Source organism: Vibrio sp. J1-1 (assembly GCF_021728395.1).
Lineage (GTDB): Bacteria > Pseudomonadota > Gammaproteobacteria > Enterobacterales > Vibrionaceae > Vibrio.
Map to the genome: position 1 here is coordinate 439,638 of NZ_JAKKCM010000002.1, position 15,170 is coordinate 454,807.

10 protein-coding genes are annotated in these 15,170 nt (G+C 45.0%); 5 read left to right on the plus strand and 5 right to left on the minus strand.

The features are described from left to right. Window positions 1-13: 13 nt before the first annotated feature. From L3V31_RS04605 to L3V31_RS04615, 3 genes are all read left to right on the plus strand, one after another. Complete coding sequence (locus L3V31_RS04605; protein WP_237314944.1) at window positions 14-1,615, plus strand: BCCT family transporter; 1,602 nt, start codon at window positions 14-16, stop codon at window positions 1,613-1,615. Window positions 1,616-1,716: 101 nt separating this feature from the next. Continuing rightward, window positions 1,717-3,453, plus strand: a complete 1,737-nt coding sequence (locus tag L3V31_RS04610) for a hypothetical protein (RefSeq protein ID WP_237314945.1) — start codon at window positions 1,717-1,719, stop codon at window positions 3,451-3,453. After that, the gene (locus L3V31_RS04615; RefSeq protein ID WP_237314946.1) at window positions 3,450-4,187 is read left to right on the plus strand and encodes a DUF3726 domain-containing protein; all 738 of its coding nucleotides are present in this window, start codon (window positions 3,450-3,452) and stop codon (window positions 4,185-4,187) included. The genes L3V31_RS04610 and L3V31_RS04615 overlap by 4 nt, the downstream gene beginning before the upstream one ends. A 64-nt stretch (window positions 4,188-4,251) precedes the next feature. Here L3V31_RS04615 and L3V31_RS04620 read toward each other — a convergent pair whose 3' ends face one another. Then, window positions 4,252-5,295: an alkene reductase gene (locus L3V31_RS04620; protein WP_237314947.1), complete on the minus strand. Its 1,044-nt coding sequence runs from the start codon at window positions 5,293-5,295 to the stop codon at window positions 4,252-4,254. Between the two features lie 150 nt (window positions 5,296-5,445). Here L3V31_RS04620 and L3V31_RS04625 point away from each other — a divergent pair, with 150 nt between their 5' ends. Beyond that, window positions 5,446-6,051 (plus strand): TetR/AcrR family transcriptional regulator, encoded by a 606-nt coding sequence (locus L3V31_RS04625; protein ID WP_237314948.1) that lies wholly within the window; start codon window positions 5,446-5,448, stop codon window positions 6,049-6,051. Window positions 6,052-6,117: 66 nt separating this feature from the next. On the opposite strand, the gene L3V31_RS04630 is transcribed toward L3V31_RS04625, so the two are convergent. From L3V31_RS04630 to L3V31_RS04645, 4 genes are all read right to left on the minus strand, one after another. After that, a complete protein-coding gene (locus tag L3V31_RS04630) occupies window positions 6,118-7,449 on the minus strand; it encodes a basic amino acid/polyamine antiporter (RefSeq protein WP_237314949.1) in 1,332 nt (443 codons plus the stop codon). Between the two features lie 9 nt (window positions 7,450-7,458). Further along, a complete protein-coding gene (locus L3V31_RS04635; RefSeq protein WP_237314950.1) occupies window positions 7,459-8,367 on the minus strand; it encodes a homocysteine S-methyltransferase family protein in 909 nt (302 codons plus the stop codon). A 372-nt stretch (window positions 8,368-8,739) separates the two neighbouring features. Beyond that, a complete protein-coding gene (gene katG, locus L3V31_RS04640; protein ID WP_237314951.1) occupies window positions 8,740-10,914 on the minus strand; it encodes a catalase/peroxidase HPI in 2,175 nt (724 codons plus the stop codon). A gap of 398 nt (window positions 10,915-11,312) precedes the next feature. Next, a complete protein-coding gene (locus L3V31_RS04645) occupies window positions 11,313-12,827 on the minus strand; it encodes a vanadium-dependent haloperoxidase (protein WP_237314952.1) in 1,515 nt (504 codons plus the stop codon). Window positions 12,828-13,557: 730 nt separating this feature from the next. Here L3V31_RS04645 and L3V31_RS04650 point away from each other — a divergent pair. Next, on the plus strand, window positions 13,558-14,943 hold the full coding sequence (locus L3V31_RS04650; RefSeq protein WP_237314953.1) for an FAD-binding oxidoreductase: 1,386 nt from the start codon (window positions 13,558-13,560) through the stop codon (window positions 14,941-14,943). Window positions 14,944-15,170 lie beyond the last annotated feature (227 nt).

A 15,170-nucleotide genomic window follows, 5' to 3' on the forward strand; every position in this document is an offset into this window, starting at 1 on the left:
CTGGAGTCAGAGTATGTCTGATTTAACCGATAGCATGAAAGCTTCAACGATGAGCGTGTCATCAGACGAGGCACAAGCAACACACAACACATTAACAGTGAATAGCACCACTGATAAATTAGGTCTGAATAACCCAGTACTTTGGTATAGCGGCGGCTTTATCGCGCTATTTGTTGCGATTGCACTTTATGATGGCGAATTGTTATCTACGCTCGTTAATGCCGGGTTTAGCTGGTCAGTGCAAGTGTTTGGTCCTTACTGGCAGTTACTGCTTCTTCTCACTTTTCTTATTGGTCTTGGCTTGGCTGCAGGGCGAACAGGCAAGGTGATGTTGGGCGGAATTTCAAAGCCAGAAATGGATTCTTTCCGTTGGATGGCGATTATTTTCTGTACCTTACTGGCTGGTGGTGGTGTTTTTTGGGCAGCGGCTGAGCCTATCGCACACTATGTTAGCCCACCACCTTTATACGGCCCGCAAGATAACTTACAGCAAGGCGCGGTGAATGCGTTGTCACAATCCTTTATGCACTGGGGCTTTTTGGCTTGGGCAATTGTGGGTAGCTTAACTTCAATCGTGGTCATGCACCTACATTACGACAAAGGTTTACCACTAAAACCACGTATTTTGCTTTACCCGGTATTGGGCGAACGAGCGCTTAAAGGTCAAGTCGGTGCGTTGATTGATGCGTGCTGTATTATCGCTGTAGCGGCTGGCACCATCGGGCCAATTGGGTTTCTAGGCTTGCAGGTTAGCTACGCGCTAAATGCACTTTTTGATATTCCCGATGGCTTTACCACCCAGCTTATCATTATCTTGTTTGCGATTGCGCTCTACACGCTGTCTGCACTTAGTGGCTTAAGCCGCGGAATGCAACTGCTTAGTCGTTATAACGTGATTCTGGCAATGGCATTGATGGTTTATATTCTGCTTTTTGGTCCTACGAACTTTATCTTTAATGGATATATTCAAGGGGTAGGAAGTATGTTGGATAACTTGATCCCAATGGCGACATACCGTGGTGATGAAGGTTGGTTAAGCTGGTGGACGGTATTTTTCTGGGGCTGGTTCCTTGGCTATGGTCCGATGATGGCAATCTTCATTGCTCGAATCTCTCGTGGTCGCACTATTCGCCAGGTCATTTCAACCATTAGTATTGTGGCTCCGCTAACAACATGCTTTTGGTTCACGATTGTCGGTGGTTCTGGTCTTGCGTTTGAAATTGCTGAGCCGGGTAGTGTGAGTGCGGCATTTGAAGGTTTCAATTTACCCGGTGCTTTGCTCGCGGTGACCCAGCAACTGCCATTCCCGATGCTGACTTCGATTCTATTTCTGATTCTGACTACGATCTTTATCGTTACCACGGGCGACTCAATGACATACACCATCAGTGTCGTGGTCAGTGGTGAAACGGAGCCAAACGCGATCATTCGTACCTTCTGGGGGGTAATGATGGGTGTAACGGCACTGATTCTAATTTCTCTGGGCTCCGGCGGAATTTCTGCACTGCAATCTTTTATTGTGATTACCGCGGTTCCGGTTTCTCTGGTTTTGTTGCCGTCACTTTGGAATGCACCGCAAATCGCAATCAAGATGGCGAAAGAGCAAGGGCTATAACGATTATCTAATTCAAACAACGTGGAGCTTGTGTGGGTGTTTTCCTCCTGCATTCGCACAAACCCTAGTATTCTTACAATAACAAATAGGTGGTGAGCAAAATGGATGCACATCGTTCTACTTATACGGAAGCGACTATGCGCGACGCAGCGATTGTCATGGCAGCAGAAAGGCTTGGCGCAATGCACCAAAACCGAATCAGCTTTGTTCGCAGTCTGATTCGTAATATGGCAAGTCAAAACTGGCAAGTAACTAAACATGATTGGCAACTTTGCCCGCGTGGTTATGGTCATGTGATTTATAAATTGACCACGCCAGAGCACGTTTATCATTTGGTGGTGTTCTGTGATGAAATTGCTGATGACGAGCGTAATGACCGCGTAATTGCAGAAAAGTGGGACGTCACTTTCGCACTGGTTCATGGCGATGTTGATGTTACTTTGTTAGAAAGATTGCGAGCAAATGTACCGCTGCAAGAAGCGGGACGTAATCCGAATAACGTTCTTGTCCTTGCTCGAGCAAACAAAAGCGTGCGCGTGTTTGAACACATTGTTAGCGCACTTTCTCAAGGCAAGCAGCCCGAGCCGAAAGAGTTGGCGGAAGTGGGTTATATCCTGCGTACCACAGCTGTTTATGGTAACGGAAAGTTTGGCATCGCCGATTTTAAACTGCTGGAGAACAATCCAGATTTTAGCTTGTCTTTTAGTGCACAAATGTGTGCTGTGTATATGTTGCGTGAGTTTAGCTTAGATTGGGTACACTTTTTAGCTCTTCAGCAAGGTGGCGACAACGCGGTGGCATTGCATCGTGGTTTGCAGCGCTACCTTGGCGTGGGTAATGCGACAGGTTTGGGTATGGCCCCATACTTGATCAACCACCCATGTATCGTTGACCAGTGGATGACATCTCGAGAGCGTGCAGTCGCGCGAGTCTTTGCGATGCCGTGTGAAGTGTCATTCCATGCGCCATTGCAAGGGTTGCTGCAAAAGGCGCAACGTCACCTAGAGCAAGTTATTACCATTAATGAACATCAAGACAGGCTCAACCACCAAGCGATAGCAGACATCAAACAACTGCTGCCAGAGCTAACAACGTTAATGGCATCGCATCCGAACTGGGCGAGTTTGGTCGAGCAGAAGAAAACAATGAGTGTGGAAGCCCAAGAAATCCTCACCTCTTGCTTGATCGAACTCTACCCATCTTTGGTGGATGAATTTGCCAGCCAAATGAACACGGATGAAACGTTATCTATTCCTGGCGGGAAAAAGATCCTAGACTTACTTGAAGTATTGCGAAAAAAATACCGCTGGGCGATTGATGCGGATTACTCACTGGCTGAGAACAACTATTGGTTCTGGTATCGTTCACAAGACAAAGAAGAGCCTAGACTTGGAGTGCGTGGTGAAGAGGCCGGAGAAGACAAAGAATTGCCGCTCGATATCGGAAGACAAGCGAATCGTCTTTACCACGCTTTGCTTGGGTCTAATGAAGACAGTTCAGTGGCTGAGTTTTTGTTACAAAACCCGACTTATCGTTCGATCACACGTCGCGTATGGACGTTAGGCAATAGAGCAATGGGCGACATTCAGATGAACGTGCTGCGCAAAGATGCGCTGCCAATGCACTTATTGCGTTGTAAGTTGGCGATATTTGGTGCGACTAAGTTTGATCCTCGCTCAGACCGTTGGGTTCGCGTGACCTTCTTTCAAGGCGCGCCGCTGTTAGATGAAATTCACGATCCGCAATTGGCAGACACATGGATTTTCCCAAGCATGCCGGAACGTGCCGAAATTGCGCAAAGTGACAATCAAAAAATCAACGGAGGATTTGCATTATGATCGTCTCTCACAACGAATTGGTGGCCGCCGTTAATAAGGCATTTCTTGGCATGCGCCGTCACTGTGGTGAGGCTGATGTTATTGCGAATATGGTGGCTGATCTACAAATGGTCGGCTTGCACGGGGTGCGCCATTTTAATAACGCCAGCCTGTTCCTAGGGTTAGATTCAGACTGTGCGGTATCGGTGACCAAAAGCACGTCATCGAGTATAGAAATCGAGCTTAATAATGGTAGCGTTGCATGTCATCTCCCTACGGTGCTTGATTTTGCACTGGAGAAAATGATTGAGTCAAAATCCATTGAGATCACTTTAAAGCAGTGTCACAACCGTTGGTTGGCATTTAGTGAATTATTAAAGCTTGCTGCTAAAGGAATAGCCTGTCGTGCGCAATGGGTGAATGGCTCAAAGCCGAGGCGAACGCTTTATGTACTGAATCGAGGGCACATTGCGCCTGAAATCTTTTTATCAGACCGATCTAGCGAAACAGACATTGATTGCCACTCAATGGTAATCGAGCTATCGGTTAATGATTTTAATATTGAGGAAAGCTCACAGGGCTACTCGATTCATATAAAAGGTGAAGAGCTAAGCAGAACTCAGCAGGTGTCGTGGCAAAATGGTATCTTCGTTGAGGACAATGAGTGGGACACACTTAAAAAAACAGCAACGGTTTTTTTGGTAGCAAACAGTGAGCGCTCAATACGAGGAGCTGGCGAACTAGAATATAGTTAACGCTTTCAAAAATAAAAAACGGCTCACAATGAGCCGTTTTTAATATCTATCTTAACTTTAAGTACTAAACCAGCGTTTCTAGCATTGCTGCATCGTACTCGACAAGTTCTTTGTCTTCTTCGATACGGTTAACGTAGTCTGGGTTCGCTATAAACTGACGACCAATAGCAACCAAGTCAAATTTATTCGATTGAATTGCCTCTGCGCCTGTTTGTGCTGTGTAACCGCCTACGCCCATCAACGTCTTTGAGTAAGTGTCACGGAGGTATTGTGATACGCGTCCGCCAAGGAAATCAAACTCTACGCTGTCATCAAACATACCTTCGTGTAAGTAAGCCAAGTTGCGCTTTTCTACTTCAGGTAGGAAGTAATCAAACACCTGACGGTCACGAGCGTCGGCTTCTATATGCATGTAACCAGCAGGGGATACGCGCAGACCAACTCTTTCCGAACCAATACGAGTAATCACTGCATCAATAACTTCGAGCGGGAAGCGGGACATGTTTTCTGGTGTTTCACCGTATTCGTCTGTTCGATGGTTTGTATCGAAATGCAGGAACTGATCCAGCAGGTAACCATTCGCGGCGTGGATCTCTACGCCGTCAAATCCTGCGTCGATCGCGTTTTGTGCTGCCGTTGCGTAGTCTTCCACTAGCTGAGCAATTTCTTCATGAGTGGCTGGTTTTGGCACAGTGTAAACTAACTCACGCATACGAGGAACCGTACCATCAAATGCTACCGCAGAGGGCGCTAATACATATTCTCCACCGAAGAAATGTGGATGTGCTACACGGCCTGTATGCCAAAGCTGTACGAAAATTTTACCGCCGTTCGCGTGTACAGCGTCGGTTACTTTTTTCCAACCTGCTACCTGTTCTTGGGTAAAGATTCCCGGAGTATTTGGGTAACCCTGACCATCAGGACGAATAATGGTTGCTTCAGAAATGATCAAACCTGCATCTGCACGTTTCGCGTAGTAGGCCACCATTGCATCAGTAGGCACCAAATCATCATCGGCCATACAGCGCGTCAATGGTGCCATCGCAATTTTGTTTTTTAGTGTAATTTTGTCGTTGAGTTTATACGCTTCGAATAATGTTTTGGTCATGAGCATGCTCCTAATAAACGCTAGGGACATATGCTAACTCTTTTTTGAATGATCATTCAAGCTGTTTTTGAACGAACATTCAAATAGCTTGTGAAACGTTGTTAACCCCAGTAAACTTAGGGTGTTTGTAATATTATAGAGCCTTGCCAGATGAGAAATGCCGAATTTGACCGAGAGTATGTTTTAAGTTCAGCGATGAATGAGTTCATTGCTAAGGGCTACAATAAAACGAGCATGCAGGACTTGAAGCGTGCCACTGGGCTGCATCCAGGCTCCATCTACTGTGCCTTTGAGAACAAAAGGGGCCTATTACTGGCCGCGCTTGACCATTATGCGACAACAAAATCTCAGGCTTTTGAAGAGTTCTTTGACGACCCTAGACAGGTTTTATTCGGCTTTGAGCGTTATCTTCATGACATTATCGAGTTCAGCGAATGTGAAAACGGCAAAGGTTGTTTATTGCAAAAGGCGTTGAGTGAGCTTGATCAGCAAGATGAAGAGGTAGAAGCCATCATTTGTAACATGCTTGAGCAATGGAAACTCAACATTCAATCGAAGCTAGAGTTAGCAAAAGAGAATGATGAAATTGCTTCAGGGACCGATTGCGAGTTGTTGAGTGATTTTTTGGTGATGAATATTTACGGCTTGCGGGCGTTTGCCAGCACGAGACCAACCGAAGCACGTCTCGGCCAGCTTGTTGACAAAATCATGCAGAGTCTGAAGAGCAGTTGCGCGGATGAAAAGGTAGTGGCTTAAGTTTTAAGGTTCGAGACTCGGGAAAGGATGGCTTTAATGCCATCCTTGTTATAGCTAGTAACGTTTTTATGCTGAAGTCGGGGTTAATCGATGTTGACGTCTGCTGTAAACGTATAGTGCAACTCCCGGTATATATAGAATCGAGGAAAGCAACAGGGTATCGACACCAGCCGCATAGACGAGCCAAATGCCATAAATGCTGGCTCCAAAGCCAATCAATTTTAATTGCAAGTTAGCATTAGTCTGTATGGATAACTTAAGCAGGTATGCACCAACCAAGAAATACGGTATCAAAATCATTGACGTAGAAATCAGCACCAATGTGTTATAACCCTCACCTGTAAGCATCACGAGTATTAAACACAGTTGTACAGTTAAACTGGTTAAGAGCAACGAGTTTTTTGGTGTGTCGTTATCGTTTGATTTCGCAAAATATTTCGGAAACGCACCGTATTTAGCCGCAGTGTAAGGTACTTCCGCAGAATACAAAATCCAGCTTAAGTACGAAGCCAGCACCGATACAATTAAACCAATACTGATCACTGCTTTACCCCACGACCCGGTCATAGCTGCCATCAGCCCAGCCATTGAAGGATTCGATATCGTGGCGATCTCTGCACGTGAAGCGATTCCGAGTGACATGAGAGAAATCAAAACGTACAAGATTAATGCAGCGATGACACCAAGGTAAGTTGCGCGGCCTATATCTTTCCGGTTTTTGGCTCGACTTGATAAAATCACAGCACCTTCAATACCCGTAAACACCCAAAGTGTAATCAACATCGTCCCTTTCACTTGCTCTATAAAAGGTTGTTGGAGTGCTTTTCCTTGTGTATCGATATGAAAAGTATCGGTATCGAAAAAGTAGTAGGCTGCACAGATAAAGAGGATTAACGGTACGCTCTTGGCCAAAGTCGCCAGCAAATTGATGAAGGCTGCTTGCGTGACTCCTCTTAGAATCAAGCTATGAACTGACCACAGCACTAGGGACTCGCCGATAAAGGCATAGATGGTTGTCCCGTCACCAAATAACGTAAAGTCCGAGGAATCCACAAAAGCGCCGATCGCAGCAAACGCGACGACAAGGTAGCCAACCACACCAATGGTCGCACACAACCAATAGCCCCATGCAGACAGGAAACCTGCGAGATCACCAAACCCTTCTCTGGCATAGGCATAGATGCCTCCGTCCAAGTCTGGCTTAAGGCGAGATAGGTGAAGAAAGCAACCTGCCAGAAGTAGAATGCCTACACCAGTAATCGTCCAGCCGACGATCATGGCATTGAGTCCGGCGACCTCTGCCATGTTTTGCGGTAGGCTGAATATTCCTGCGCCAACCATTGAACTAAAGACTAACGCTGTTAATGCGGTTAAGCCAATTCTTTTTGTTTGTACCATAATTAACGCTTAGTCCTTGAAATATTGGCTTAATTTAGCGATGTGTTCAGGTCCGATACCACAGCAACCACCTATGATAGACGCCCCAGATTGACGCCATTTTTCTGCCCAAATGAGGTAGGCCTCTGGGCTTAAGTCGTCACGAATTTCATCAAGACCGTCATTTGCGGTTGCATCTTTTGGTTGTGGAGGAAACGCATTGGCGTAAACACCAAGGCGAATGTGAGATAAACCGAGTTCTGCAAGTGTGCGTACTGACACTTGTAATGCTTCTTCCACAATCTCTGGCTGGCAACAGTTAAACAAAATGGCACTTACTCCAGCTTGTGTCATGGTTGTCACCGCCTGTTGTACTGTTTCTCCGGAACGCAGACACGGCTCGTCTGTTGGTTCAGAATCTTCCAGTGTAAACGAGACCCAAAATGGCTTTTCTTCTGTCGTTAGTTCGTCTACCAATGCTTTTACTGCCACAGATTCGGCGATTAGGCTTTGCGTTTCCGCGAGCCAGAAATCAACAGAGTCTGACAAACCGAGAATCAGTGGGGTCGCTAAGTCACGTACGTGTTCCTGATCGTACAGGTCTGGTCGATATGAACCGAATAGAGGAGGAAGTGAACCCGCTACTTTGGCTCTAGTCCCTTGCGCCGCCTCCTTTGCTACTTGGCCAGAAAGTGCAGCGAGTGATTGTCCACTTTTTTTGAAGCGCGCTTCTCCAATATGAAAGGGCACCAATGCGTAACTGTTAGTCGTAATCACCTGAGCACCGCTTTGAATGTAGTCAGTGTGTACATCTTTAACAGTTTCTGGCGTTTCGATCATAGCAACCGCAGACCACTCTGGCTGACGAAAAGGCGCACCACGACGATTTAGTTCTCGCCCCATACCACCATCAAGAATCAACATCGTATCCGTTTTCATTTTTCTTACACCTTTATTGGATATCTAGCCGTTTAGATGTCCAAAAGTAAATGAGAACGTTACCAAATTCAACCGATAATTGTTATTTGGATCATATTTGGTACTGAGTGATTAGGTTTTGAACAGGTGGCTGAGCTATGAAGTTTATAGGAGTGATGCTCATGGTTTAGGAGAAACAGGATAATACGTTTGAAAGTGATAAGGCAGGACAACTAGAAAATGTTGGCGCGGTAGATCCAAACTGACAGTGATCAGTTCCCACCGGCCGGGGTTAAGCTCTAATAGATTTACAGTGTAAACAAAAAGCCGCTAAAAAATAGCGGCTTAAAATTAATATGCACCTAGGTGCTTTTTAGTGAGATTGGCTTGTCATTAAACCAAATCGAATCGGTCTGCGTTCATCACTTTTGTCCAAACCGAGATAAAGTCTTTCACGAACTTCTCTTGGTTGTCATCTTGAGCGTACACTTCAGAGTAAGAGCGCAAGATAGAGTTTGAACCAAAGACTAAGTCAACGCGTGTTGCTGTCCATTTCGTTTCGCCTGTCTTACGGTTACAAATATCGTAAGAGTTTCGACCAGTTGGTTTCCATGTGTACGACATGTCCGTTAGGTTAACGAAAAAGTCATTCGTCAGCGCACCTACACGATCCGTAAATACCCCATGTTGAGTACCGCCGTGGTTAGTACCTAGTACACGCATACCACCGAGTAGTACCGTCATTTCTGGGCCAGTCAGACCAAGCAACTGAGCACGGTCTAGCAACATTTCTTCCGGTTTAACGGCATAATGCTGTTTCTGCCAGTTGCGGAATCCGTCAGCCACTGGTTCAAGTACATCGAATGATTCAACATCCGTTTGCTCAGCCGTTGCATCGCCTCTGCCAGGTGTAAATGGCACTGTAAAGTCAAAACCTGCCGCTTTAATTGCTTGTTCAAGCCCGACGTTACCAGCAAGAACAATAGTATCCGCGACGCTGACACCAGATTCATCTGCAATCTTAGTTAGTACATCAAGTACGCGAGACAGGCGCTGTGGTTCATTGCCTTGCCATGCGTTTTGTGGAGCTAAGCGAATACGAGCACCGTTTGCACCGCCACGAAGATCTGAGTGTCGGAAGGTACGTGCACTGTCCCAAGCTGTTGAAACCAAATCAGAAACACTTAAGTCCGCTGCCGCAATTTTTGCTTTTACTGCGTCTACGTCGTAGTTGGTGGTGCCCGCTGAAATTGGATCTTGCCAGATAAGATCTTCAGCTGGTACATCTGGGCCAATGTAACGCGCTTTAGGGCCTAAATCGCGGTGCGTCAGCTTAAACCAAGCTCTCGCGAAAACTTCGTTGAAGTACTCTTGATCTTGGTAGAAGCTCTCAGAAATCTTGCGATACTCAGGGTCAACCTTCAGAGCCATATCGGCGTCGGTCATCATTGGGTTGTAGCGAATTGACGGATCTTCAACATCGACCGGCTTATCTTCTTCTGCGATATCTACAGGCTCGTATTGCCAAGCTCCTGCAGGACTTTTTGTCAGTTGCCACTCATGTTCTAGTAACATTTTAAAGTAACCATTGTCCCATTGAGTTGGGTGGCTTGTCCAAGCGCCTTCAATACCGCTGGTTACGGTGTCACGCCCGATGCCGCGAGATGTGTGGTTGTTCCAACCAAGACCTTGCTCTTCAATGTCAGCACCTTCCGGTTCGGGACCTAAGTTTGCCGCGTCACCATTACCGTGAGCTTTACCAACCGTGTGGCCACCTGCAGTCAGAGCCACTATCTCTTCATCATTCATCGCCATACGGGCAAAGGTGACACGCATGTCGGCTGCGGTTTTCAGAGGATCTGGATTGCCATCTACCCCTTCTGGGTTCACGTAAATCAAACCCATCATTACTGCCGCCAGAGGGTTTTCAAGGTCACGTTCACCAGAGTAACGGCTACCTTCGACACCACTTGGTGCTAACCACTCTTTTTCCGAACCCCAGTAAATGTCTTTTTCAGGGTGCCAGATATCTTCGCGGCCAAAGGCAAATCCAAAGGTTTTAAGACCCATAGACTCATAAGCCATGTTACCCGCAAGAAGCATTAAATCTGCCCAGCTGATTTTGTTACCGTATTTTTTCTTAATTGGCCACAACAAGCGACGAGCTTTATCAAGGTTGCCGTTGTCTGGCCAAGAGTTTAGCGGAGCAAAACGTTGGTTTCCGGTTGAACCGCCCCCGCGACCATCAGTGGTGCGGTAACTGCCAGCAGAGTGCCATGCCATACGAATCATTAAGCCGCCGTAGTGTCCCCAGTCTGCTGGCCACCATTCTTGGCTGTCTGTCATCAGATCTTTCAAATCATTTTTTAAGGCTTCTACATCAAGTGATTTGAGCGCTTCGCGGTAGTCAAAGTCTTCACCAAGAGGGTTTGTTTTTTGGTCGTGTTGATGGAGAATGTCTAAGTTAAGCGTGTTCGGCCACCATTCCATCACGGTCGAGCCTGTGGAAGTCAAGCCACCATGCATTACCGGGCACTTTCCTGCTGAGTTATTATCGCTGTTGTTCATAGGGTGTCCTTTTAGCAGTGAAATTTTATTTTTCTCTAAACAGAAAACGTAAATGCTTTATCACTGTTTTATTATCTATTTAGAAGTTAATGTTTATACATCTCAGTAACTTGTATTTGATAATAGTAAGGAACCTCAGATTTATCATATCACTTAGACCGATTAATTTAATAAGCAAAGCCTATCAATCTCTAACAGGTATTTTTAGCTCAGTTTGATATTAGTCTGCAAAGAAGAGGTTTTAATCGGGAATAGAAAAGTGACAAAGGGTGTTTGAAGTGTTAGTAATATTACTCGGTTAAAAATAAGCTCGCCTTTTATAAATGATTCAAAGTAATATAAAAGGCGAGTAAAGTTGTTTATATGATTAGTAGCTATTATAAGTTTCTAAATTTTCGTTATTTTTCCGAACCATTTATGTAAGCTTTTAACCAGTCATAAGCTGCTGAACCAATAGGATCTCCTATGGATTGGCCAGCTGGAATGGAGTCGTAAAAGTGGACCCCAGCCCACAAACGACTTAATCCACATTTATCAGAGAACTCATCCCAGGTATCCCACCCCAAAACTGTGTGCGATTGCGGTGTTACCTCTGGCTCAATTAAAGATGTTCCCGGTTGTTTATCTAATACCTCAAACTGAGGCGGCAAAAATCCAGGTTGCCAGAAACTTAGGTCGTTAGCGACTTCATATGATAGCCCTAATTCTTCTTGTAGATAGCGCTTGGTCGAAGTGGCATGAGCACGGCAAAAACTGGCACTTGCTGATGGGTACTCTGGGTGATTTGCGGATTGTAAATATGGTCGCCATTCACTGCCTTTAAGATCGCTCACAGTACCCATTCCAGGGCCACCCCAAGCGGTAAGGTTATCGTTCTTAAACAAATAGCCTATCGCTGAAAATGGTCTGACGGCATCGTATTTTCGCTTATTGTGCCAAACTGTTATCCCAGCATCGAAGGCTGCGACGTTTACCAAGTAATCAAGCTGAACAAATTGCTCCAATGATAAGTGATGATAGAAAGTTGCGGCTAGCGTTGAATAACCCAAGCTTATGATTTTATTGTCGTAAAACTCCGCAAATAATTTTTCCTCATCGGTTAAATTGGCTTGTGCTTCTAATACCTCATTGGCTTGGTCAATGTACTCTGGAAATGCTTTGCCACTTGGGGTTATGGCGTAAGATTTTTCTGGTTTAGGAACTATTATTGTCGGCTTTTCGTAACTAAAAGGTTGGGTCGTTCCTAACTGAGGGGTGACAAATTGTTGGGAGAAAAAGATACCGCTACCAGAGGTCAGTGTATCTGGTTGCCATCGTCGAGGGTTGGTTAATTTTTCTGCGGTGTTCACCGGTCGATAACCCGAGCAATCGGCATAGGGTTTTGGATAGTATTGATTACAGTCCGTACCCAACTGATTCATGCCGTCATATTCTCGAGCTGCAACAACGGCGTTACCAGCGATATTACCTATACCTACCGCAGAGGTTACATTAAGCGTATCGTTACTTGGGTCAAGACCTACGCTTGTAAGCATGGCATCCCAATCCAACGCAAATTGTGGCATTAAGCTGTAGAGTACTTTATGGCTCGCGTACATGATGGCGATGTTTCTTGCTGAATCACTGTCTCCTGCATCAAGGCGGCCTAAGTCGGAATGTACGCCAATAGACGTGTCACTGTACGGCGCAATGGCATCAAACCAAGCAGCCGTAATAAGCGTGGTCGTTCTTAATATTAGTGGTGCATCGCCGGGAGATACTGTCGATAACAATCTTGGCACTGCGGCTTCTATAACTGTTGCTGGTGCGCATATAGGAAAATTCTCTGGGCATTCAAAGGCATAAGAAACGCCAGAGACTGAAAACAATAGGGTGCTGGTGGTTAACTTCGAAGAAAATGGTTTAAGTTTCATGCTTGATATCCTGTCTAATCCAAGTATTGGATGCTTAAAACATCGGGTTAATACTGCGAACTAAAATCCAATCATTATTTTCTTAATATAAATTAGGGTTATTGTTCTAATTTAGATGCTATTTAATGCTTAGGTTGGATGATATAAAACATCATGGATGTCGTATGGCTAAACAATTAAATGTTAATATGAATACCTTGATATCATCCGTTTAATTTTATTTATTGAAGCATTGTCACCAATTTTTAAAGGGTTTCTGGCTCTTTTTGTGGAATTGGATAAGCAATAAGTCCTATATCAACCAAAATAATCACTTAGCCATTTAGGTTGATGAAGTGATTGTATAAACGATATATTTTTATTTAATTGACTGTATTATCAGTAATGAGACGCTTTTTCATAACCATCTTGATGAATTGCTCATACACTTTAAGCGTTTTAACTATTTTATCATCCCGAATCTGATGTTGGATCTCGGGCCCAAGGTAGGCAAGTAAATTAGAATAATAAATCTAATTACAGTGGCCTGATTAAACTCGAAAATACTGTTTTGCTTATCTTGGCTACTTTAGAAAATGGACGATCTACTTTTTAGAAATATATTGAGGTTTAAGAAGCAGATTATTGTAACTGGATAATAGCTACTCTAAATAAACGTTTAAATATGAGGAGCTTGGGTGTCGTATTCAATATTCGCAAGTGCTCATGTAAAACGTGTGAGGCAACTTGTATGAAAAGTATCGAAAGCGCTAAGGTTGAAGACTTTATAAAACATTTCGGTGGTGAGGCTATTTTACCTGATGATGTGTCTTATGATGAGGTTCGAAAAATTTGGAACGGCATGATAGATCGCAAGCCTGGTATGATTGCTCGCTGTAAATCAGCGGAAGATGTTGTGTTGTCAGTGAATTTCGCTAGAGAAAACAACTTGCTCGTCTCTGTTCGAGGTGGAGGGCACAACATTGCTGGTAATGCAGTATGTGATGATGGTTTGATGATCGATTTATCACTTCTTAACGAAGTGCAGGTCTATCCATCTGCGCAAAAGGCTATCGTTGAGCCCGGCTGTACTCTTGGTGATATTGACTCTAAAACACAAAACTACGGGCTGGCTACACCCGTGGGCATCAATTCTACTACAGGCATTGCAGGTTTAACTCTTGGTGGAGGCTTTGGCTGGTTGAGTCGCAAATATGGTATGACGATTGATAGCTTGGTGTCCGCTAATGTCGTGACGGCGGATGGGCGTCAGTTGCTGGCTAGTGAGACTGAGAATCAGGATTTGTTCTGGGCACTTCGGGGAGGCGGTGGTAATTTTGGCATCGTTACTCAGTTTGAGTTTCAGCTTCACCCTGTTGGTCCTGATGTTCTTAGTGGCCTGATCGTATTCCCATTTAGCCAAGCCAAGTCCGTTATTACTCAATTCGCTCAATTCACGAAAACTGCGCCAGAAGAACTCAGTGTTTGGATGGTCAGCCGTAAAGCGCCACCTTTACCGTTTTTGCCGGAAGATGTTCATGGTAAAGAGGTTGTGGTTCTTGCCATTTGTTATGCGGGAGATCCATCAGAGGGTGAAAAGTTGATTGCACCGCTTCGGTCGTTTGGTGATGCTCATGGTGAGCATATTGGTGTGCAACCTTTTGTAGCATGGCAGCAAGCCTTTGATCCTCTATTAACGCCGGGCGCACGTAATTATTGGAAATCACATAACTTTACAGAGCTCAGTGAAGAGGTGATCGACGCTGCTATCGAATACGCAGGGAAATTACCGTCACCTCAGTGCGAGATTTTTATCGCCTCTCTAGGCTGTGCAGCGTCCCGTCCTGCACCTGAATCAATGGCATATTCTAGTCGTGATGCAGAGTATGTCCTTAATGTTCACGGGCGTTGGGATGCCGAGGAGGAGGATGAACATTGTATTACTTGGGCGCGTGATTTCTTCGCTAAAACCAAACCTTTTGCCAGTGGTGGGGCATACATCAACTTTCTGACTCAGGACGAGTCTGATCGCACCGAGTCTGCCTATGGCCCGACTTACGCCCGTCTTCAGGAAATCAAGAAAAAGTATGATCCGAATAATTTATTCAGAATGAATCAGAACATTACGCCAGAGTGATAAGTATAGAAGTACCACTTGTTACTACGGCTTGTTTCTATACCAAAGCTTCCCCATCAGCTCTTATCAATATTTAAGAGCTTTGGGGGAGTAAGGCCATGACGTTACGCTAAATAATACCCACACATCTTTTTCTCACTCGAGTCTTACCCACCGTTTTTCTCTCGTTCTTATTTGATAAATCCTCTATATCGTGACTCATCAAACCAGTCATATGCTCTGTGATG

What these genes read in the sequence shown, in the direction of transcription:
- L3V31_RS04605 (WP_237314944.1), top strand. Translation starts at nt 14, where the DNA reads ATGTCTGATTTAACCGATAGCATGAAAGCTTCAACGATGAGCGTGTCA.
- L3V31_RS04610 (WP_237314945.1), top strand. Translation starts at nt 1,717, where the DNA reads ATGGATGCACATCGTTCTACTTATACGGAAGCGACTATGCGCGACGCA.
- L3V31_RS04615 (WP_237314946.1), top strand. Translation starts at nt 3,450, where the DNA reads ATGATCGTCTCTCACAACGAATTGGTGGCCGCCGTTAATAAGGCATTT.
- L3V31_RS04620 (WP_237314947.1), bottom strand. Translation starts at nt 5,295, where the DNA reads ATGACCAAAACATTATTCGAAGCGTATAAACTCAACGACAAAATTACA.
- L3V31_RS04625 (WP_237314948.1), top strand. Translation starts at nt 5,446, where the DNA reads ATGAGAAATGCCGAATTTGACCGAGAGTATGTTTTAAGTTCAGCGATG.
- L3V31_RS04630 (WP_237314949.1), bottom strand. Translation starts at nt 7,449, where the DNA reads ATGGTACAAACAAAAAGAATTGGCTTAACCGCATTAACAGCGTTAGTC.
- L3V31_RS04635 (WP_237314950.1), bottom strand. Translation starts at nt 8,367, where the DNA reads ATGAAAACGGATACGATGTTGATTCTTGATGGTGGTATGGGGCGAGAA.
- katG (WP_237314951.1), bottom strand. Translation starts at nt 10,914, where the DNA reads ATGAACAACAGCGATAATAACTCAGCAGGAAAGTGCCCGGTAATGCAT.
- L3V31_RS04645 (WP_237314952.1), bottom strand. Translation starts at nt 12,827, where the DNA reads ATGAAACTTAAACCATTTTCTTCGAAGTTAACCACCAGCACCCTATTG.
- L3V31_RS04650 (WP_237314953.1), top strand. Translation starts at nt 13,558, where the DNA reads ATGAAAAGTATCGAAAGCGCTAAGGTTGAAGACTTTATAAAACATTTC.